Source organism: Aciduricibacillus chroicocephali, assembly GCF_030762805.1.
Taxonomy (GTDB): Bacteria; Bacillota; Bacilli; order Bacillales; family Amphibacillaceae; genus Aciduricibacillus; species Aciduricibacillus chroicocephali.
Genome location: NZ_CP129113.1, coordinates 1747590 through 1769145 on the forward strand (window position 1 = coordinate 1747590; position 21556 = coordinate 1769145).

The 21556-nt window shown below is 43.2% G+C and carries 21 protein-coding genes; 4 read left to right on the forward strand and 17 right to left on the reverse strand.

What is annotated here, in order from left to right; all coding sequences use genetic code 11:
• Positions 1-116 precede the first annotated feature (116 nt).
• Positions 117-1196, reverse strand: coding sequence for a bifunctional 3-deoxy-7-phosphoheptulonate synthase/chorismate mutase (locus tag QR721_RS09190; RefSeq protein WP_348026204.1), 1080 nt, complete (start codon positions 1194-1196; stop codon positions 117-119).
• Positions 1197-1357: 161 nt separating this feature from the next.
• Here QR721_RS09190 and pilM point away from each other — a divergent pair, with 161 nt between their 5' ends.
• Positions 1358-3508 carry a pilus assembly protein PilM gene (gene pilM / locus QR721_RS09195; protein ID WP_348026206.1) on the forward strand — a complete coding sequence of 717 codons (2151 nt, stop codon included), beginning with the start codon at positions 1358-1360 and terminating at the stop codon, positions 3506-3508.
• 43 nt (positions 3509-3551) lie between these two features.
• Here pilM and QR721_RS09200 read toward each other — a convergent pair whose 3' ends face one another.
• From QR721_RS09200 to QR721_RS09235, 8 genes are all read right to left on the reverse strand, one after another.
• Positions 3552-3968 carry a YtxH domain-containing protein gene (locus QR721_RS09200; protein ID WP_348026208.1) on the reverse strand — a complete coding sequence of 139 codons (417 nt, stop codon included), beginning with the start codon at positions 3966-3968 and terminating at the stop codon, positions 3552-3554.
• A 14-nt stretch (positions 3969-3982) separates the two neighbouring features.
• Positions 3983-4393, reverse strand: a complete 411-nt coding sequence (locus QR721_RS09205; protein WP_348026210.1) for a DUF948 domain-containing protein — start codon at positions 4391-4393, stop codon at positions 3983-3985.
• A gap of 240 nt (positions 4394-4633) precedes the next feature.
• Entirely contained in the window at positions 4634-5947 is a 1314-nt protein-coding gene (murC, locus tag QR721_RS09210; protein ID WP_348026212.1) for a UDP-N-acetylmuramate--L-alanine ligase, read from the reverse strand.
• A 108-nt stretch (positions 5948-6055) separates the two neighbouring features.
• Positions 6056-7165 (reverse strand): nicotinate phosphoribosyltransferase, encoded by a 1110-nt coding sequence (locus tag QR721_RS09215; RefSeq protein ID WP_348026214.1) that lies wholly within the window; start codon positions 7163-7165, stop codon positions 6056-6058.
• 91 nt (positions 7166-7256) lie between these two features.
• Positions 7257-9713 (reverse strand): DNA translocase FtsK, encoded by a 2457-nt coding sequence (locus tag QR721_RS09220; protein ID WP_348026216.1) that lies wholly within the window; start codon positions 9711-9713, stop codon positions 7257-7259.
• A 181-nt stretch (positions 9714-9894) separates the two neighbouring features.
• Positions 9895-10497 carry a YtpR family tRNA-binding protein gene (gene ytpR / locus QR721_RS09225; protein WP_348026218.1) on the reverse strand — a complete coding sequence of 201 codons (603 nt, stop codon included), beginning with the start codon at positions 10495-10497 and terminating at the stop codon, positions 9895-9897.
• Between the two features lie 18 nt (positions 10498-10515).
• On the reverse strand, positions 10516-11322 hold the full coding sequence (locus QR721_RS09230) for a DUF1444 domain-containing protein (protein ID WP_348026220.1): 807 nt from the start codon (positions 11320-11322) through the stop codon (positions 10516-10518).
• Between the two features lie 30 nt (positions 11323-11352).
• Positions 11353-11670 carry a thioredoxin family protein gene (locus QR721_RS09235; RefSeq protein WP_348026222.1) on the reverse strand — a complete coding sequence of 106 codons (318 nt, stop codon included), beginning with the start codon at positions 11668-11670 and terminating at the stop codon, positions 11353-11355.
• Positions 11671-11854: 184 nt separating this feature from the next.
• On the opposite strand from QR721_RS09235, the gene QR721_RS09240 reads away from it, so the two are divergent.
• A complete protein-coding gene (locus QR721_RS09240; RefSeq protein WP_348026224.1) occupies positions 11855-12295 on the forward strand; it encodes a YtoQ family protein in 441 nt (146 codons plus the stop codon).
• A gap of 46 nt (positions 12296-12341) precedes the next feature.
• Here the strand turns inward: QR721_RS09240 and QR721_RS09245 are convergent, their stop codons facing one another.
• On the reverse strand, positions 12342-12845 hold the full coding sequence (locus QR721_RS09245; RefSeq protein ID WP_348026226.1) for a DUF84 family protein: 504 nt from the start codon (positions 12843-12845) through the stop codon (positions 12342-12344).
• Positions 12846-12853: 8 nt separating this feature from the next.
• Positions 12854-13918: a M42 family metallopeptidase gene (locus tag QR721_RS09250; protein ID WP_348026228.1), complete on the reverse strand. Its 1065-nt coding sequence runs from the start codon at positions 13916-13918 to the stop codon at positions 12854-12856.
• A 249-nt stretch (positions 13919-14167) separates the two neighbouring features.
• On the opposite strand from QR721_RS09250, the gene QR721_RS09255 reads away from it, so the two are divergent.
• Positions 14168-14479, forward strand: a complete 312-nt coding sequence (locus tag QR721_RS09255) for a PepSY domain-containing protein (protein ID WP_348026230.1) — start codon at positions 14168-14170, stop codon at positions 14477-14479.
• A gap of 38 nt (positions 14480-14517) precedes the next feature.
• Here QR721_RS09255 and trmB read toward each other — a convergent pair whose 3' ends face one another.
• From trmB to QR721_RS09285, 6 genes are all read right to left on the reverse strand, one after another.
• Positions 14518-15159 (reverse strand): tRNA (guanosine(46)-N7)-methyltransferase TrmB, encoded by a 642-nt coding sequence (trmB, locus tag QR721_RS09260; RefSeq protein WP_348026232.1) that lies wholly within the window; start codon positions 15157-15159, stop codon positions 14518-14520.
• Between the two features lie 19 nt (positions 15160-15178).
• Positions 15179-16006, reverse strand: coding sequence for a phosphotransferase family protein (locus tag QR721_RS09265; RefSeq protein WP_348029822.1), 828 nt, complete (start codon positions 16004-16006; stop codon positions 15179-15181).
• Positions 16007-16155: 149 nt separating this feature from the next.
• Complete coding sequence (locus tag QR721_RS09270) at positions 16156-17130, reverse strand: NERD domain-containing protein (RefSeq protein ID WP_348026234.1); 975 nt, start codon at positions 17128-17130, stop codon at positions 16156-16158.
• Positions 17114-17692 (reverse strand): RNA 2',3'-cyclic phosphodiesterase, encoded by a 579-nt coding sequence (thpR, locus tag QR721_RS09275; RefSeq protein WP_348026236.1) that lies wholly within the window; start codon positions 17690-17692, stop codon positions 17114-17116. Before thpR ends, QR721_RS09270 begins: the two co-directional genes overlap by 17 nt.
• Before the next feature lie 7 nt (positions 17693-17699).
• Positions 17700-18416 (reverse strand): pseudouridine synthase, encoded by a 717-nt coding sequence (locus tag QR721_RS09280; protein WP_348026238.1) that lies wholly within the window; start codon positions 18414-18416, stop codon positions 17700-17702.
• 19 nt (positions 18417-18435) lie between these two features.
• Positions 18436-20064 carry a putative polysaccharide biosynthesis protein gene (locus QR721_RS09285; protein ID WP_348026240.1) on the reverse strand — a complete coding sequence of 543 codons (1629 nt, stop codon included), beginning with the start codon at positions 20062-20064 and terminating at the stop codon, positions 18436-18438.
• Between the two features lie 159 nt (positions 20065-20223).
• Between QR721_RS09285 and QR721_RS09290 the strand changes: the two genes are divergently transcribed.
• Entirely contained in the window at positions 20224-21495 is a 1272-nt protein-coding gene (locus tag QR721_RS09290) for a BaiN/RdsA family NAD(P)/FAD-dependent oxidoreductase (protein ID WP_348026242.1), read from the forward strand.
• Positions 21496-21556 lie beyond the last annotated feature (61 nt).

Below are 21556 nucleotides of genomic sequence, written 5' to 3' on the forward strand. Positions count from 1 at the left end.
ATATTGTTCACCATTTCACTATATCATATGACTTCCGGCTTAAAAAGCGAAAAATGGAGCCTTTCATTAATGAAAGGCTCCATTTCACAAAATGTTCAACTTCTTTGACAAATCTTTTACGCGTATACTTTACGGAATTTCGCCAGCTCTTTAACAAAGTTGTCAAACTGCGGAATATCCATCTGCTGAGCTGCATCGGAAAGAGCAACTGCCGGATCCGGATGCACCTCTGCCATAACGCCATCTGCACCAATAGCGATTGCAGCTTTGGCAGTCGGAATAAGCAAATCACGGCGTCCAGTTGAATGAGTAACATCGACCATGACTGGAAGATGTGTCTCCTGCTTAAGAATTGGAACAGCTGAAATATCAAGTGTGTTTCTTGTCGCTTTTTCGTAAGTGCGGATTCCGCGCTCACAAAGGATGATATTGCCATTACCACGCGAAATGATATATTCTGCAGCACTGATGAATTCAGCAATTGTTGCAGAAAGGCCACGCTTCAAAAGCACTGGTTTGTTCACATCTCCGGCAGCTTTAAGCAATTCGAAGTTTTGCATATTGCGCGCTCCGATTTGGATAACATCTACATAATCAAGCGCCTGCTCAATATGTGCAGGGTTAACAATTTCACTGACTACAGCGAGATCATGCTTGTCTGCTACTTTGCGCAGAATCTCAAGCCCTTCTATTCCAAGACCTTGGAAGTCATAAGGAGAAGTACGTGGCTTGAAGGCACCGCCGCGAAGCAATTTGAATCCTTTCGCTGCAATCGACTCAGCAACTGTATCAACTTGCTCGTAGCTTTCAACAGAACAAGGGCCGAATACGAAATGCACATCTCCATCGCCAATGCGTTCGCCTTTAATATCGATAATCGTATCTTCTGGCTTTTTCTTACGTGATACAAGCAATGCCTTGCTGTGATCATCCTTCTGCAGTTCAAGGCTGGCCTTGAAGATTTCCTTGAAAATATGTTCAATTGTAGAATTTACAAAAGGGCCATTGTTGTTCTCAATGATTTTGTTCAGCATATCGCGTTCGCGCACTGGGTCAAATCGCTGTTGAGTGCTCTGCTTTTCTTTGACTTTACCGATTTCCTGAACGATCTCGGCGCGGTGGTTAATCTGTTCCAGCAACTTGAGGTTCACCTCATCCAGCTGGTCACGCAGTCTGTCCAATTCAGTTTGACTCATATCCGTATGCCCCCTTGGTTTAAATCTTTTTAATTTTATACACAATTATAGCTAATTATTTATTCTTTGTCACCACTAAGTTATTATGTAGGGAGACCAAATTTAGCAAGTTGGTTATGAAAGTTTCATTACATCATAATCAAATGAGAGGAAAATAGCAAATGAATGAGCAGATTTTTGCCCTGGATATCGGCACCCGTACTGTGACTGGCATCCTGCTTGAAAAGGAAGGAAAAGACTATTCGGTCGCGGCCTGCCACACAGAGGAGCATGAAGAGCGTGCAATGCTTGATGGGCAGATTCATGACGTTCTTCAAGTCGCAGAAATTGTTAATAGAGTAAAGCAAACTTTGGAGAACGGAGAAGGCAGTCTTAAAAAAGTCTATGCCGCAGCTGCAGGACGGTCTTTGAAAACGAAGAGAGCCAGCGCCTCCCTTCCGCTCAAAAACGCACTCTCAAATGCAGCAATGATTACAGATCTCGAATTTAGTGCAATCTTTCAGGCTCAGCAAGCACTTGTTGAAGAAGATGGTGCCCAACTTGGTTACTATTGTGTCGGATATTCTATTGTTGAATATAGACTCGATGGTGAAAGAATTGGTTCTCTCATCGACCAGGTCGGTAACATTGCTGAAGCTGAAGTCATAGCGACATTTCTTCCAAAGGTTGTCGTTGAATCTCTGCTTGCAGCATTGGAACGAGCCGATTTAGAACTTGCAGCGCTGACATTAGAGCCGATTGCTGCAATCCGAGTACTTGTACCGGAATCCATGCGCCGTCTTAATGTCGCACTTGTTGATATAGGTGCTGGTACGAGTGATATTGCAATCACCGAGGATGGAACAGTATCCGCATACGGGATGGTTCCAATAGCAGGGGATGAAATTACTGAAAGAATTAGCGACGCCTATTTACTCGATTATCCCCTCGCAGAAGAAATGAAGCGCTCTATTAGTGCCCACGGTGAAGCAACCGTCGCTGACATTCTCGGCTTTGAGACGACCGTGGAACTTGATGAGTTCATGAAGACGATAGCACCAGCATCTGAACATCTGGCTGATGCCATTACAAAAGAGATTCTTTCACTAAATGGTGAGCCACCTCGAGCCGTCATGATGATTGGTGGAGGCAGTCTGACACCAGGCCTTCCTGCTCTCGTTGCCGAAAAACTGAATTTGCCGGAAAATCGCGTCGCTGTCAGATCTGTGAGCGCTATTCAAAATTTGCGTAATGCTGATAAACTTACTGACGGTCCAGATTTTGTCACGCCTGTCGGAATTGCAATTGCCGGAGAAGAGAAGCCGGTCCACTACATAACGGTACATGTAAATGACAAGCCTGTACGCATGTTTGAAATGCGTGACCTTACTGTCGGTGACTGTCTTGTACAAGCAGGTATTGAGCTTGGAAAGTTTTATGGGAAGCCGGGAGAAGGCAAGATTATAACAGTAAATGGCAAGCCAAGGACAGTTGCCGGTTCACTTGGCCGTGCTCCACGTCTGTTGCTGAATGGAAAACAGGTCACTTCTTCAGCAATCATACAGAACGGTGATTACATTGAAATTCGGCAAGGACAAAACGGCGAGAATGCGAAACACATGTTAAAAGAAGTCATTAACAATACCGACGGCCTCGATCTTATTGTAAATGGCGAACAAACGCATATTAAACAGGAACTTATGATTAACGGACGCCCTGCCCAACCGGAAGATATATTGCAAGACGGAGATGCAATAACTTTCAATCACGTACGTACAATTGGTGATTTAAAAAAATTTATGGGTGAATTAGAAGCAGAGGTTTCATCATCCGTAACAGTTTTCGTGAATGACCAGATGGTTCAACTTTCTAATGGTAAAGGAAGACAGTATCTTTTGAATGATAGAGCTGCCCAGAATAGTGATATAGTTCAGATCGGTGATAGAATTGATGTTATAAATGCTGAAGGATTTTATGATAAAGATACTACATCCGTACTGGATGTACTGCAAGCTCTAGGTCATGAACCTTGGAGAGAGCTGGACATTTTCTTTGATGGAAAACCAGTTCACTTGAAAGAGCAAAAAGTGGAGATCCGGCGTGAAGAAGACTTATTGGCATTTGAAGAAAGAGTTTATCATGAGGATGAATTGAAGTTGACTAAGAAGATTGAAACTCCGTTTATCTTTCAAGATGTTTTTCGCTATGTTGATGTCGACTTGACAAAAGCTTCGGGCAGATTTGAACTGACAATCAATAACGAAAAAGCTGCCTTTGACTCTCCTGTTCAAGCAGGAGATCAGCTCGCGATCAATTGGATTGTTTCAGAATAAAAAGACCGCACAGATTAAATACTGTGCGGTCTTTGTACTATTATTATTTATTTACCTGGTCGGCTGACTTTTCAGCTTCGGAAGCTGCATCTTTGGCTGCTTGAAGAGCGGCATCTGCCTTTTTCTTGTTTTTATCAACTTTTTCTTGAACAGCGTCAGTTCCAGACTGGGCCTTCTTTGATACTGTCTTTGTAATTGAACTCGCTGAATCAACGGCCTTCTGCTTCCAGTCAGCACCTGTTGCATAAGCTTTATCTTTCAAATCTGCACCTTTATCCTGGGCAATAGCCTTCCAGTCAGATGCGCGGTCTTTCAATTGAAGTGCTCCCTGATTCAGATCACGGCGCAATTCACGGCCAGTTTTTGGTGCAACGAATAGTGCAACTGTCGCACCAATGAAACTACCAATTAGTGTACCAATAATAAAATCTTTACTGTTAATATTGTTGTTGTCAGACATTTAAAGAATCCTCCTTATGTATCTTTTCTTTTTCGGGAAGCTCTAACAAACGAAGTGACCCACTTGGCAGCCTGAACAGCTTTTTCATTCTCGGCAACTGCTGTAGCAGCAGAGAAACGGGCCGCGAGATTTCTAATGGAATTATTCAGCTCACTGATCGTTCCACCTGTCTCTTTCAAGCCATCGAAAACCGGATTAAGCTTAGCAGTCTTAACTTCTATATCTTCTGCCAGCCGATTTGTCCGATTAAGCAGCTCCTCCGTCTCAGCAGTAATACCCTTCATTTGTTCCTGCACATTCTCAAGTGTGCCAGCAACGCTGTTCAATGTGCGCTTCACGGCTACTAGCACTGCAGCCAAATAAACGACGAACAGCACGATAGCCAGTGCTACGATAAAAGCACTGATATAAAGCAGATTTTCCATTATGTACGCTCCTTCTCCTGTTGGATCTAAACTGTGTCTATTGGCGGGACGCTGGAAAATCACTGTTCTGCTTTTGATACCCTCTTAGGTTGAATATAAAACCTCATTCTCCGAACAGCAAACTCTTCTTGCACTTTCCCGACCTTCCCCCATCATAACATTTCGCCATCAATTGGAAAAAACCTTTTTTTGAAAAATAAAAAAAGCACCCATATAATTATGGATGCTTTCAAAGGATTATTAACCGTTGAGACCAGTGCTCGCAAGCTGTTCCTGGAAAGCTCGTTCGAACTTCTGAACATCGCCTGCCCCCATGAATAGAAGGACAGCATTCTCATGTTTGTTCAAAGTGTCCGTCTCTTCCAAATCCAAGAAATTGCTTTCCGGAATCAATGCCTGAAGATCGTTAATTGTGAGCATGCCGCTTTCTTCACGTGCAGAGCCAAAGATATCACAAAGATATACATGGTCAGCAAGTTTCAAGCTGTCAGCGAATTCCTGAAGAAACGCCTTCGTTCTTGTGAAAGTATGCGGTTGGAAAATCGCTACAACTTCTTTTTCAGGATACTTCTTCCTTGCAGAGTCAATTGTTGCGATGATTTCTTTCGGGTGATGGGCATAATCGTCTACAATTACACGACTGCCGACTTTCTTTTCAGCGAAACGTCGCTTCACACCTTTGAATGTTGCCATCTTGCGAATGCTCTCTGCCGGGATGTCTTCATAATGGCAAATTGCAATGACCGCAAGCGCATTCAGCACACTATGGCTTCCATAGAGCGGGATTGTGAATGTATCGTAGTAAGTGTTTCGGACAAATACATCAAACTCTGTTCCTTCAGCTGTTTCATGTACATTCTGAGCCTGGAAGTCATTTCCCTGGCCAAATCCGTAATAGACGACTGGCACTTTAGCAGTAATCTGCTGAAGTTGCTCATCATCACCACATGCGATAATTCCTTTTTTCACCTGGTCAGCCATTGATTGAAATGCGCTGAACACATCATCAATACTTGTGAAATAGTCCGGATGGTCAAAGTCAATATTCGTCATGATTGCATAGTCAGGTTCATATTTCAGGAAGTGGCGCCTGTATTCACACGCTTCAAAAACGAAATATTTACTGTCAATGCTACCTTTGCCTGTACCATCGCCAATTAGACAGGAGATTGGATACGTTTCCCCTAGAACATGGGAAAGGAGCCCTGTAGTAGAAGTCTTGCCATGAGCACCAGTCACCGCAATACTTGTATACTGCTTGAGCCATTCGCCAAGAAATTCATGATATCTATAAAATGTCAGGTTTTTTTCTTTTGCTTTTTTGATTTCAATATGGTCATCCGGAAAAGCGTTCCCTGCAATGATCGTCAAGCCTTCTTTGATGTTGTCCGCCGAAAAAGGATAAATGGGAATATGCTTTTGCTCCAGTGCTTCCTGTGTAAAGAAGCGCTTCTCAATATCGGAGCCTTGCACAGTTTCTCCAGAATCATGCAAAATCTGTGCAAGGGCACTCATACCAGTCCCCTTTATACCAATGAAATGGTATGTTGTCATAAAAGAACCTCCAAATCGATATGTAAAAACAAAGCCAAACAGGTATAGCTATTCCTTTATTATAACAAAAAAATATATTTAGGGGAACAGCGGCATACGCAGAGCGGATCAGCGTACGAATTCAACTGGTTCTAATCTTGAATTCGGTCTAAATCTTCTGCCATCCTTCGCTTGAGGTTTCCCGTTCAAAAGAACATTGTCTCCAGTAAATCCAATATTGATACGCAACAGATTCCGTCCTACGCCATACATATCAACGGGCACCTCGCGTTCTTCATACTCTCGGATGCGTTCTTCAGTAAATCCGCCGCTAACAAAGATCTTCACATGGTGGAAACCTTCATCATCAAGTGCCTTACGCAGTGCAAAAATCAGCTCTGGGTTGACACCACGCGGGTCGAAAGTTCCCATCAAATGGCTGTTGCGCATGAAATATTTATCGACCATTGTGCCAGATGTATCAAGACGAACTCCCTTCAGTTCGCTGCCAAATTCCCTGGCAACACGAAGTGAATCCGTGACAACATCATTATTATAATCAACGAGTGCGATCAGATCATCTTCCGGGAACGTCTCTGCATAAGCTCTTGTCGCCTTGACGACATCGCCTCCGAACATTTGAATCAGTGCGTGTGGCATAGTCCCCATTCCGCGTTTGCCCCACCATTCGTTCATTGCATGCGTTGCCTGGGCTGTCGAACCGCCAATGAATGCAGCATAGCCGTCCCCTGCCTGCTGTGTGAAATGGTCATCACGGTCACCCATGAAAATGATCGGCTTCTGTGTGCCAGAAATGCGGGCTGCTTTAACAACATTGTAAACATTCGTTGCAACTGACGTCCTCCGTGCCAATATGCCGTCAATGATTCCTTCAAGGAAAGCGAATTGCTGATAGGCTCCTGTAATTGTCAGCACAGACTCAAAAGGCTTTATTTTATCCCCGTCTTTCAATGATTTAATCTCCAACGTTTCCGGGTCTTTTGCAAAAGTATGTAAGAGTGCAATCGCCTCATCTGTACCGCACAGCACCGCATTTCCCGTTCTCTGGAAAAATTGCATCGTCACCTGATTATCTGGTAACTTCGCCTCTGCAATTTCCTTAGTCTTCAAGAAGTAGACTGCGGAAAACCAGCCATCTTCAACCCGCTCATCGAACTTAAAAGTCGCATTCGTCAATCGACTAATTTCACCCTGAAGTTTTTTCTCTATTTCTTTCATCTTGTTTCTCCTTAGTATCGTATGTCTTAAAATTTCAATTATTTCAGTTATTTTACAGGGCGGAGAATCAGATTCTCCGCCCCTATGACTACTATTTCATCATCTCTTCAAGTTGTGCCTTGGATACAAGCACATCACGCGGTTTGCTGCCATTTTGCTGATTAATGATTCCTCTTTGTTCAAGTGTATCGATTAATCGTGCTGCACGGTTATAGCCAATACGGAAATGACGCTGAAGCATCGATGTACTTGCATTGTTCTGTTCAATGACAAATTCAATCGCTTCTTCAAGCAATTCATCCGATTCTTCATCGACTTGCACTCTAGCAAGCAACTCCTCCTGCTCAAAGAGGTAATTCGCTGGAGCCTCATTACGTGCATAATTCGCCACACGTTCAATTTCATCATCAGATACGAAAGCACCCTGAATGCGCACCGTGCTTCCCGAGCCGTTTTCAAGGAAGAGCATGTCCCCTTTGCCAAGCAGTCTCTCCGCTCCATTTGTATCGATGATTGTACGAGAGTCGACCTGAGAAGATACACTGAAAGCGATACGTGTCGGGATATTCGCTTTAATCAACCCAGTAATAACATCTACTGAAGGACGCTGTGTCGCGAGCAGAAGATGAATACCGCATGCGCGTGCCTTCTGTGCAATACGGCAAATGGAATCCTCGACGTCTTGCGGTGATACCATCATCAGATCGGCAAGCTCATCAATAACGATGACGAGGAATGGCATCTTGTCAGAAGGTCTTCCCTGTTTCAGGACTTTATCATTGTAGCGTGAAATATCCCGTACTCCTTCTTTAACAAAACGTTCATAGCGATCTTCCATTTCAGCGACCGCCCATTTCAGTGCAGCAGTAGCTGCCTTCACATCTGTAATAACTGGAGAAACGAGATGCGGCACACCATTATATGGTGCAAGCTCGACCATTTTTGGATCAATTAGCAATAGACGCACATCTTCATGGCTTGCTTTATAGATAAGACTGATCAAAATCGTGTTGATGCAGACACTTTTCCCGGATCCTGTGGCTCCAGCAATGAGTCCGTGAGGCATCTTCTGGATATTCGTAACAATCGGCTTTCCTTCAATATTCAAACCGAGTCCAATAGAAAGCGGAGATTCACTCCCCTGGAATTCACTGCTCTCAAATATTTGTTGAAGTCCAACCATCTGTGCATGAGGATTTGGAACTTCTATACCGATTGTGTTTTTCCCAGGAATTGGCGCCTCAATACGAATATCCTTAGCTGCGAGGCTTAATTTCAAGTCATCACTCAAATTTTTCACTTTGCTTACTTTGACACCAAGCTCTATCTGTACTTCGAACTTTGTGACAGACGGTCCTTGTGTTGCATTAACCACTACACCTTTTACATTGAAATGAGCAAGTGTCTGCTCCAGAAGATTCTTCTGTTCTTCCACCCATATGCTGTCCTCATCGTTTGTGGGCTCCGGATCATTCAGCAAGTGGAATGGCAAAGGATTTCTAGCTGTTTCTTTTTCAAAATTAATTTCTGGCCCTTTTTTGCTCATATTTTCAGGAATCTGATTTGCCTCACTTACAATTTGCTTAAAACGTTCTTTCACTTCCTGCTCACGTTTGTACTGCTTATGAGCTTGGTGTATTTTATCCGTATCGTTCATAATGACATTAAATGGAGCCTCAGTTGCAGCTGTTTCTTGCTCTACTTTAGATTCAGTTCTTAGGGCTTTTCGCTCACGTCTTTGTTCAGATATGACAGACGGGCGTTCTTCTTCGATCGAGCTTGGTATTTCCACAACTGGATCCACTGCCATCTCTTGTTCCAGTTTGTCGTTAACCTTGTTCAATGAAGAATGAATTGGATTCATCTTTTCATATTCATGCGATTCAGCATCTAACGGTTGATCTTCTAGGGGCAGTTTTGACAATTGTTCAATATTCCGCTCTTCATTCAATCCAGTCTTTGTATTGTCTGGATGCATGAAAGCAGGTAGGCCGTCTCCTTCATTGCGAGGATGGAATCCATAAATCGGCGACGGTACCTCAGTAGGTTGAAATGGTCTTTTACCAACCTCCACCTTCCCAACGCTTTCATATGCCTTTCTCGGCCTTTCCGCTCTATCAGGTCTCTCATGTCTCTCAGTTCTCTCAAAAGAATCAATTGGATCGAAATGTTCAACCTGACTTTCTATTTGTCTTGTGTTCCTTCTTCTCTTTGCCGTTACCTGGTATATCGGTTCTTCTTGAATCGTCTCTTTTTCTATTAGCGAATGACGTTCCCCTCGACGCGGCAGTTCATCTGCACGCGGATCCGGTAGTGGCTTGTATGGACTGTTCTCCGGATATTGATAAGTCATGCGAATCGTACTCTTTGTTGCAGCTTCATTGTGATTATAACGGGGGGCCGGTTCTTTTTTTATAGGAGCTGATGATTGAACAGCTTTTTGTTCCAATCGATTTTCAATGTACTCAATTTCTTCTTCAATAATCTCTTCTTCATATGTAAATACGTTTTTTATTTTTGATTTCCACTTATCCCATAGATTGCTCACTTGAATTTGCACCTCAGACTGTATTGTTCTTAATGAAACAGATTTTGCAATGGACAAAGCCAATTGCTACCTTGTATTTTACCAGTTTTCATGGCAATATGCAGTCTTTTTGGGAGAAACCCCATGAATGCAAAAATGCAGGCACACTGTTTCAAACAGTATGCCTGCATTTATTCTTCTTTTACAATTCAAATGGTGAGCCGACTTCTGCGGACTCATCAAGTACGTAAATTCCTTTTTCTTTTGGTGCATCTTTCATGCCTAGTTCTTTTTGTGAGCAGATCATGCCATTTGATGGGACACCTCTGAGTTCAGCTGGTTTGATGATTAGCCCGCTTGGCATAACTGCGCCAACCTTCGCGACAACAACTTTCTGTCCAGCGTCCACATTCGGTGCACCACATACGATTTGGACCGTCTTGTCGCCGAGGTCAACTTGGCAAACACTGAGCTTATCCGCATTCTCATGAGGTTGCTTGTCCTTCACATAACCGACAACGAACTTGGGTGAAAAATCTGCTTCAAGCTTGTCTTTAACACCATTGTCTTTGAAAGCCTGTTGAATTTTTGACAGCTTGTCCTCATCCAAAGCAATTTGCCCTTTGCCATCAAGCTCTACATATTTGGAAGCGTTGAACAGGTTATAGCCTAGAAGCTCACCGTCATGATCAGTAATTTTGGCGACGTCACCTGTACGCTCCGTCTTAATTTCTTCACGATTGCCATCTTTGAAAGGAATAATCAGCACATCGCCGACACCTTCACGATTATAAAATACGTTCATTAACTTTTCAGCTCTCTTTCAATCTTCAGTTCTCCTGTTTTTTGCCAAGATAAACACCGGTTCAAGTGTTTTGTTTTCATAAATAAATGGCAGGGATGTGATTGGAATTCTGCCTTCCGCGAAAAATTTCATCGTCATCTGGGCTAAAATGTCATATCCCGCCTTATTCCGGATATCCGCGAAAATAAGTACATCTTGATGCGGGACTGCGACTGCCAGTTCACCTTGTGCGTTCGCAAGCATTTCTTCCAAGAATGACTCATTCAGAATACGGGTTGCGTCATAGCCATCCTGATGAGCAACAAAGTGGAACTCATTATCAGCGACTGTATCTGTACGATAACTTGTATCAAGGGAACGGGCATTGAACTTCGCGATTTGCTCAATATGCTCTTGTGTCCAGTCCTCTTTGACAAGCATCTCTTTATCGATCAACCGGTATGACTTACCAAGGTCAAGTGCATAGAAGATTCGTGTCTCGGCTGTATGCTCTGTTGTTACGAGCTTGGCACCAGACTTTGTTTCAGTCGGAAAAGAAGTTGCACGAATTACCGGGAAAATATGTTTTTCCATCCCCGTCAGTTCATGTTCCTCATTCATGATGCGCAAAGCTTCTGTAACATGCTCCACAAGTTCATCGATTGCCATTTCGCCTCGTTCATTATACTTGGCAATGACACTTGGCAATTTAATGGACATGCCCTTATGTGTTTCTTTCCATTCAACGCGGTAAGTGTCCTGGTCACGATTGTAGGAACGGTGGTAATTCTCATGATCCAAGCGCTCGTCAAGGATCTTTTTCATTTTAAGGCTCGTCATTCTCATCTGTTAGAAACCTCCTGGCTGAACTTGTCTTTAGCCTTCCAGTCCGTCAAGAAATTCTTCAATTTCTTCTTTTGTCTTTCTTTGTTTCGAAACAAAGCGTCCTGCTTCCTTGCCTCCACGATAAGCGATAAAGCTTGGAATACCGAAGATATCATTCTCTTGGCAGATTTCAATGAAGTCATCGCGGTCAACATATACAAATGTGTATTCCGGGTAGTCTACTTCAATTGCCGGCAGTTCTGGTTCGATGATACGGCAATCCGGGCACCAATCTGCAGAAAATAGGAATACGACGTCTTCTTTTGCAATTAGTTCGTTATATTGTTCTTTCGTTTCAAGTTTTTGCATTTCTTGTTTCCCCCATAACTGTTTTATTGTTATTATTTCCAAAGGTTTTGTATCCTTTTCCATTCTACATGAATTCGTGCTCTTTTTCCTCTTTTCGTGACTGAAGAGTTCAAAAGCTGAATCATTGTCCGAATCCAGAAAATTGGATACAATGGCACTATACATATTTGGGAGGGATTAGATAATGGAATTGACAGTATACCTTGCTGGTGAAATCCATACTGACTGGAGAGACGAAATCAAGAATAAGGCAAAGGAAAAGAACTTGCCGCTATCTTTCGTATCACCGCAATTGAACCATGACCGTTCTGATAGCGTTGGAGAAGATATCCTCGGTGAACAGCCTGGTAAGTATTACCGAGATGAAGCTGCATCAAGCATTAATAACTTGCGTACACAGATTATGATGCAAAAAGCAGATGTTGTTATCGCGCTATTCGGAGAAGAATACAAGCAGTGGAATACAGCGATGGATGCAAGTGCTGCTGTAGCTATGAACAAGCCGCTTATTCTCATTCGTCCTGAAAAGTTCATCCATCCATTAAAAGAGCTTTCCAACCGCGCCAATGTAACAGTTTCAACTGTTGATCAGGCACTGGAAGTACTAGCTTACATTTATGAGTAATTCAATAAAACAACGCGCATCTTCTTTAAGAATGCGCGTTGTTTTATTATTTCTCTTGTGAGAATTCAAGCTGGCCGCGTAGAAGTATTAAGACATGCTCGAACATAGCTTTACGGGAAACCCTATTTTTTGTAAAAATGCCGATTGCCCCTTCATTGCTGCGAACGTCCTTCTTATGTGCAAAGCGCTCCATCACATCGCCCAGTTCTTCGCCTTGTTCAAGAGCCGTCTTAATTTCCTCAGGCAAAGGAATGCGGGCACCGCTCGCTGTAAATATGCGTCCATCAGGCAATGCAAGCGCACCCCAATTGCAAAGATACATTGTATCTCCGATCAGCATGACACCACCTTCTAGGCCAATGCCAATCTGCGTACCATTTTCAGCGCAACGTCTCGCTCTGTTGACAGCTCCCTGTTTCGTTTCCTCATCTGTAAAAGGCTGAGCCGAAACATCAGAGGGTACTGATATCCCGCTAACATGTGCTTCCTCAAATATAGCCTTCACTGCTTCAACCTTGGCTGGATTTTTTGAACCAATTAATATATTCATATTGAAAATTACGCCTTTCGCAGTTGCTCAATCACATTATTGTCAGTCGTACGAACAAGTTGAGTGAGTAATTCTTTAGCAGCTGCGTAATCATCTACATGAATGATGGAACCTGACGTATGGATATAGCGTGAACAAATTCCAATCACAGCTGAAGGTACCCCATTGTTCGAAAGGTGGACACTTCCTGCATCCGTCCCGCCCTGAGAAATGAAATACTGATATGGAATATTATGAGTCTCTGCAGTATCAAGAATGAATTCACGAATTCCTCTATGTGTAATCATCGTCCTGTCAAATATTCTGAGCAAGGCACCTTTCCCAAGATGGCCAAATTCTTTTTCACTGCCTGTCATATCGTTTGCAGGACTTGCATCAAGACCATAGAAAATATCTGGCTTGATCATATTTGCTGCAGCCTTAGCACCGCGCAAACCAACTTCTTCTTGTACTGTGGCGCCACAATACAATTCATTCGGCAATTTTTCATCGGCGACTTCCTTCATTAGTTCGATTGCAAGTCCGCAGCCGTAGCGATTATCCCAAGCCTTAGCAAGAATTTTCTTCTCATTGGCCATCGGAGTGAATTCGCAAACAGGCAAAATCGACTGTCCCGGCTTGATTCCGATACTAAGGGCATCTTCCCTGTCATCCGCTCCGATATCAATGAGCATATTTTTAATCTCCATCGGCTTCTGTCGCTGAGCATCAGTAAGTAAATGAGGCGGTATTGAACCGATTACACCGATTACAGGGCCTTTCTCTGTTAGAATCTGCACACGTTGTGCAAGAAGAACTTGATTCCACCATCCACCAAGAGGCTGGAAGCGAATCATCCCTGTATCGGTAATTTGTGTGACCATGAAACCGACTTCATCCATATGCCCTGCTACGAGCACCTTTGGTCCGTTACCTTTTTTCACACCGAAAATACCGCCCAAATTATCACGGATCATTTCATCAGCATATTTAGAAAGCTCTTGTTCCATATAATTGCGAACAAGACCTTCATCTCCCGGTGCTCCCGGAAGCTCTGTCAATGCCCTGAACATCTCTAACGTTTCATTGTTCATGTGAATCCCTGCTTTCGAGTTTGAAAGTATTAAAAAGCTTCTCACGTCCAGTATATCGAAAAGGACTACACTTTTGCCAACAATCGAGAAGGGCGAAAAAGTGATCAACACTCATATCATTTCCTATCGTCGCATATTTCTTGTATACTTGCTGGCAAAGAAATCATTAATTCACAAAGGTGCCGATTGAATAGTTGGAAAAAGGGAATAGCTAACAAGTAGCATTCGAATGAAAAAGAGGTGAGTGTCATGAAGAAGACGAATATGATCATCGCCGCAGGTGTCGGTTTCGCAGCTGGTTATCTGGCAAAGCAGCAAGTAGATACAATGCAAAAAATGACACCGGAGAAGGCATTGAAACAAGCTAAGGAAGCATTCAAAAAAGAAGGCCCCATCAATGGCTCGTGGATTTATATGAAACCCGAACAGTTTGAGAAGAACGGCCTGCTTTATGAAGCATATCGTGGCGGTGTGACGCGGAATATTGATGGAAAAAACATTCAATATGAATTCCATCTCGATGCGGATACTGGCGCCATTATCGAATCCCGCGAAGCGTAACGAAAAACCGCCGCACAACAAGTGTACGGCGGCTTTTTTTATGATTGGAAAGATACTTGGCAACGATAGATTGGCTGTCCTTTGGCAGAGAATTTCTTCTCGTACTCTGTTTTCACATTCATCGGATCCTCATTCACATGCAGATCAAGTGAAACATCTTCTAACAGCATTCCATATTGGTTGTAGCTGACAAGGGAATACTCGAACAGTCCGCGGTTGTCTGTCTTCTGGACAAGTGTACCGCCTTCTATCAATATATCCTCGTATTGTTCAAGGAAAGTACGGTAAGTCAAACGGCGTTTCTCATGTCTAGACTTCGGCCAAGGATCTGAGAAATTCAGATAGATACCGGAGATTTCATTTTCAGCAAAGAAATCACGCAAGTCCTTTGCATTGTTGTTAAGCAAGATGACATTTGGAACTTCTTTTGCAAGCACTTTTTCTGCCGCAGTTACAATGACGCTCTTTGCGAGCTCCATTCCAATAAAGTTAATATCCGGGTGCTGTTCTGCCATACCGGCGATGAACTGACCTTTTCCAGTCCCAATCTCAAGATGGATAGGATGATCATTACCGAATATTTCCTTCCATTTTCCACGATGTTTTTCTGGGGCAGGAATAATCAAATCAGCATGCTCTGCGATGAAATCATCCGCCCAAGGTTTATTACGTTGTCTCATATTGTCATTCAACTCCGTATTATTGCATTTTATTTTTCAGTCCATTGGAAGTCAATTGGACAATTTGGCTGTTCAGCAGTCTAAGGTCACGAAGACGTTTCTCAAGTTCAAACTCATCATTTCGCTTACTGTGCCAAATGACATAACGCAGTGCATCTAGAAGCAAATACCAGAACATGCGCGGTATTAGTAATTTTTCGTCCGCAATACCGTATGCTTCCAACCACGAAGGCCATTGAGCAGGTGGGACGTATGTACGCAGCATGATGCCGATATCGGCAGCTGGATCAGCAATCATCGCGTTGTCCCAATCAATAAGATAAACTTGGTCAGTCACTGTCAAAATAAGATTGTGATGATTCAAGTCTCCGTGGCAAACAGCCATCTGTTGATCACAGACCGCTGGCAAAAATGATTCGAAGAACGTGAGTGCCTCTTTTACCCCAATGGGCCACTCTTTTCCAAATTGTTCAAAGAGCTCCTCTTCTAGCACCTTTTGGGCTTCCATCGGATTTAGCGGTTTCTTGCCAAGCCGCATGAGCATGTGCAGCAATTCCTGCGATCCATGAATTCTTCTCAGCAATTCAGCTACAGGCTTGCCTGCCATTTCCCCAGCAGTCAGTTCTCTTCCCTCAAGCCATTCCTGAGCTGTAATCACATCTCCATTTTCCATCCTTTTTGTCCAGACGAGCTTGGGCACGATGCCCTCCGCAGAAAGTACCGCTAAAAAAGGAGACGTATTTCGTTTCAGGAATAAACGCTTGCCGTCTTTTTCAGCGATATAAGCGTCTCCGGTCAAACCGCCCGCAGACTGAATTTCCCATCCGGTTCCGAGTATACGCTTCAGCCGGTTCACGATTCATTCCCCAAATCTATCAAAATTGCAGCAAAGCTGCTCAGTTTAAATCCACATTCAAAAAAAGCAAATATGTACTATAGTAAATGAATCCTGTCATTTTGGCAAGAAAAAGCAGCCATGATGTCGATTGATCGTCATCAAGACTGCTCTGCTTTCACCGTAATGTCCCTATCATCAGGAGCATTCATATAAGGTTTATCCTCTTCCCATTCCGGACGCTTAACCGCATTCGTTCGAGTCTGCCCCAACAATGCGGCTACAGACTTCAGTTGCAAGCTTTTCAAAGGTGTGTTCAGTTTCCGCTTTTCCTCAAACCATTCTGGGTACCGCAATTCATCGATGATATCGATCTGATATGGCTCTGTCGTGTAGATGATCTGATTTTTTTCAGCCAATATCGTTTTGCGAATTGGAAACTCGACTCCCTCAGCACTTAGAATACTTCTCACAACATGTTCAGTCCGTTTTAGTGAGATTGCTGGGTTGAGAATCATCTCGGACCTTTCTCCATCCTCGAGTGTCCACTTCCGTTCATCGCCCGCAATAATCCGTACACCGGGCTTTTTTTCGATGGAAGCGATGATTTCTATACCGAGCGGAGTAATCATAATGATCTCACATTCAATCGGAGCCTTGCGAATATTGAAAATGGGGTAATACATGATGAGAAAAGTATCCGGGAAACGTTGAAGGAAATACTTAAGTCTTCGGTCTCTTTCATAGGATCGCTTCACGAAAGAAACTTCCGTTACTGTTGAAGTAGCCCATTTCAACTGAATCGGAAACAGGTGATCCAAGAAGAAATGTTTTAGTTCAGTTTCCGACAATCTGGCCAGATTCCTCCCAAAAATCCTCTCCGTTTCCGGTTCTGGATTTTCGGCTTCCAAGTTGTCTTTCTTGCGACGAAACCACTTTTTGAAAAAGCTTTCTTCCTGTTCTGCCTGTGATATGGTTTCCTCCTGCATAACAGTTGCACTCTCAATGTCCCGCTCACGTTGAGCATGAAGCTGATCCCATTGCTCTCTTTTCAGCCTTATGAAGCGGGATGGATATTTATAAGGGTCCCATTCGTAGCGGGATATATAATCTTCGAGCTTAATCAACTGCGCCATGATGTTCCCCCCCTTTTAAATGAAACTTTGCAATCGGCACATATCTCGGGTTCTGCTGTGGTTCAATTCGGAATAGAACAGCTTTTTGTACTTCAAATTCCAAATGGTCACGCTTGGTCCTCTCTAGAATTTCATTAACAGGTGCTGTAGCTGAGAGAAACTTCTTACCAATCGTTACATGCGGATTATAAGTGCGTTTTTCAGGAGGATAACCGAATTCTGCCGAAGTTTTTTCAAAAGCCGCTTGAAGTTTCAGCAAATTCGGATGCTTTTCCACCTCTCTAAAAAGTACACGTGGTTCGGTACTTTTACCAAAAGAGCCGAGTTCATTCAATTGGCACTGAAAAGATGGAGGAAACTCCAGTAAAAGACATGCTTCAATGAGCTTCTCAAGTGTATTGGGTTCTACAGCTCCAAGGAATTTCAGAGTGATGTGAAAGTCATCCGTACCTGTCCAATTTTTATATTGAAATTCTTTTTTCAGTTCCTGTTGTTGGTCGACTAGCTCGCTTCGATATGCTTCTGGAATATGAATACCAATAAAGTAATGACTCGATTGCATATATACCCTACTCCTTCAAGGAAAGGCAATAGGCCATTTCCATTTCATTGAGCTCTCTGGTCGATCCTTTTGTCAGCTCTGGATCCAGAGAAATTTCTCCCATTGAAAGTCGCTTAAGATAAAGGACTTTTTTATCCACAGCCTCAAACATTCGCTTCACTTGATGAAATTTCCCCTCGGTTACTATAACTTCTATTTCGGATATGTCACCGCTTTTCAATATGTGCAGTTTAGCTGGTTTGGCGGCGTATCCATCATTAAGTATAATTCCCTTTTGAAAGGCCTCTATATCCTCTGTTCCAACGTTTCCTTTAATAATGGCGAAATATTTCTTCGGCACGTCTTTTCGTGGTGAGGTAAGCACATGGCCAAGCTCCCCATCATTTGTAAGAATGAGGAGCCCTTCTGTATCTTTATCAAGTCTTCCGACAGGGAATGGCTTGAACCGCTGCAAAGCTTCTGGAAGCAAATCAATGACTGTTTCATCGCGTGCATCCTCTGTAGCTGACAAATACCCCGCCGGCTTGTGGAGCATCAAATAGATATACTCCTTGTATTCCACACGTTTCCCATCACAGACGACCGTGTCTTGTTCCGGATCCACATGCATACTGCCGTCTTTTGCAACTTCACCATTAACTTCCACCTGTTTCTTCTTAAGCAGTGCCTTTACATCTTTGCGACTGCCAAATCCTGTATTGGCAAGCAGTTTATCAAGACGCATTCTAATCATTCCATTCAGATTATTTTCCAAAAATGCGGCTAAGAATATTCACACGGTCACCGAGCACACGCTGTAGCAAAGTCGATTTATATCCAAGCCACAGATAAATCAGACCTCCGACAACTACTTCGGCAAGTAATATGAAAATCGCGCTCAAAATACCATTTTCAACAACTGTGAAGAAGCTAATTAGCCATTTCAAAATAATAACTACTTCACTCATAATTAGTGTGAACAAAAGAACTAGCATCGTTATTTTGAAAACCGGCTTATACGAATAGCCAACGGACTTGTGTATTCGATACAGGTTCAGGATGACCGCTGTTCCAACAGCAAGAGCTGTCCCGAAGATTGCTCCTTTTGCTCCGAAAATGTGAATGAGCTGTATGTTAAAGATAATTTTCATTAGCAATCCTGCCGACAGACTGATCACAGCAAAGCTCTGCTGATTGATTCCCTGCAAGATTGCGGCTGATACTGTAAACAGAGCAAACAGCAGGGCAACAGGAGCGTACCATGCAAGCACACTGCCAGTCAGGTCGATATTGGCCAAACCATACAATGAAGCGTATGCCGGTTTTGATAAAGTAGCAAGACCAGCAGCTGCTGGTACGACAAGGACAACAATGATTTGCAAAGCTTGCGTAATCTGTCTATGCAAACCTGCCTGATTTCGTTCTGTGAACGTTTTAGTCATAGCTGGAATGATCGCCAGTGAAAGTCCAGTTGCAAGGGTGACCGGGATCAGAACAAGCTTATGTCCATAAACATTGATTGCTGAATAATAGATCTCAAATACTTCACTCTGGCCAATCGCTGCCATCGCGCGTGAGAAAGTGAACTGGTCGACAAGCTGATAGAGCGGTGTAGCCAATCCAACAAGAACGAACGGACCAGCATACATAAGCAATTCCTTGAACATCGCGCGTAAAGGAAGTTTATGAATTGTATCCTGCTTTGCACGCTGCTCCTCTATGTAAGGCTTTCGTTTCGTCCAATAATAAAACAGCACAACACACGATGCCAATGCTCCAATAAAGGCCGCGAATGTTGCATAACCTACTGCAAGTGCTACAGAGCCTTTGTAGATTTTAAGAATGATGAACGCAGCAATCAGTACGAAGGCAATACGTACAATCTGTTCAACAACTGTCGAAATTGCTGTCGGACCCATCGATTGATATCCTTGGAAAAAGCCTCGTGAAAGACTCATTGCCGGGATGATGATCAGAGCGAAGCTGATCAATTTCAGTACCATTGAAATTTCATCAACAGTTATACCTGTCTTGTTCTGCTGTGTGAGCATATGTTCAGCAAGCCAATGTGAACTTGTGAAAAGCACTAAAAAGGCAAGAAAGCCCGTTGCCAGCATGAGCTTCAAACCTGTTTTGTATATGCGTATTCCTGTTTCATAATCACCAAGTGAATTATATTTTGAAACAAATTTGGAAACAGCGAGCGGAACACCTACTGTTGATATGCTGATCAGGATATTATATGGCGTATATGCAAATCCATACAGCGCACCGCCAGTTGCTCCAACGAGCGCATTAAATGGAATGACATAGATCATCCCTAGAAACTTCGAAAGGAAAGTCGCTGCGGTCAGCAACATCGTTCCTCTAATAAGCGTGTTGTTGTTACTCATTGATTCACCTGCATCTCATTTTAAATGTTATCCAGAACAGTTTACCATACAAATTTGTTCCTTACGTAATTATACTGCCACATCTTGCTTCCGCCAATGTTAACGGTGTGATTGCTGCCTTTGCATGGTAAAATAGGTATCGGAAAGGAATGAACCATTTTGATCTATGATACGATTGTAATTGGCGGCGGTCCATCCGGCCTCATGTCCGCCATCTCCGCGGCTGAACACGGAGCAAAAACACTTCTTCTCGAAAAAGGCAGTAAGCTCGGGACAAAGCTTGCCATTTCAGGAGGCGGCCGCTGTAATGTCACGAACCGGCTTTCTCAAGATGAAATTATTAAACATATACCAGGAAACGGAAAGTTTATGTACAGTCCGTTCTCTGTATTTAACAACGAAGATATCATTGCGTTCTTTGAAAATCTCGGTGTCGCTTTAAAAGAAGAGGATCACGGAAGAATGTTTCCGGTTTCCAATTCTGCAAAAGACGTCGTAAATGCGCTCATCGGTGAACTGCATAGACTCCATGTAGAAGTACGCATGAAAACACCAGTAGAAGCGGTTCATTATGATGATGAGTTCCATACCGTCATTTTACAGGATGGGACACACCTTCAGACGAAAACGATTATTATCGCAGTTGGTGGCAAGGCCGTTCCACATACAGGATCAACTGGTGATGGCTACGCTTGGGCTAAAAAAGCAGGACACACGATAACAGATCTCTTCCCGACAGAAGTCGCCCTTACATCGAATGAGCCCTTTATTCGTAATAAGTCATTACAGGGACTTTCATTAAGAGATGTTGCGCTTTCTGTTCTGAATAAAAAAGGCAAACCGATTATTACTCACCAAATGGACATGATTTTCACCCACTTTGGGATTTCCGGCCCTGCAGTTCTTCGGTGTTCCCAGTTTGCTGTTAAGGAATTTCTGAAAGGAAGAACTCCTGTTGTGATGCACCTTGACAGTTTGCCATCAGAGAACGAGCATCAACTTGTACAGCGACTCGCTAAGGAAGCGAAAGAGAACCCTAAAAAAGCATGGAAAAACCTTCTCAAAGGAATTGTTCCTGACCGTCTTCTCAGTTTTGCTTTGGACAAACTTGATGTAGATGAGAATCGCAAGTCTGGTGAGGTTTCCAATGAAACAATTCGCTCGCTCGTTCATTTTCTTAAAAACTTCACCTTCCAAGTGAACGGTTCTCTGCCAATGGAAAAAGCTTTTGTTACAGGTGGAGGAGTATCCATTAAAGAAATCGTGCCAAACACGATGCAGTCCAAGCTTATGCATGGTCTTTTCTTCTGTGGTGAAATTCTTGATATTCATGGCTACACTGGAGGCTATAATATTACATGTGCACTCGTTACAGGAAGAATTGCCGGCATGAATGCAGCTGAAGCGGCTAATCTGACTGCCTCCCACTGATGGAAAATAATTCCACTCATAACAATGCCTGTTTTTCGCCATCATAATAAGGCGAAGTTGC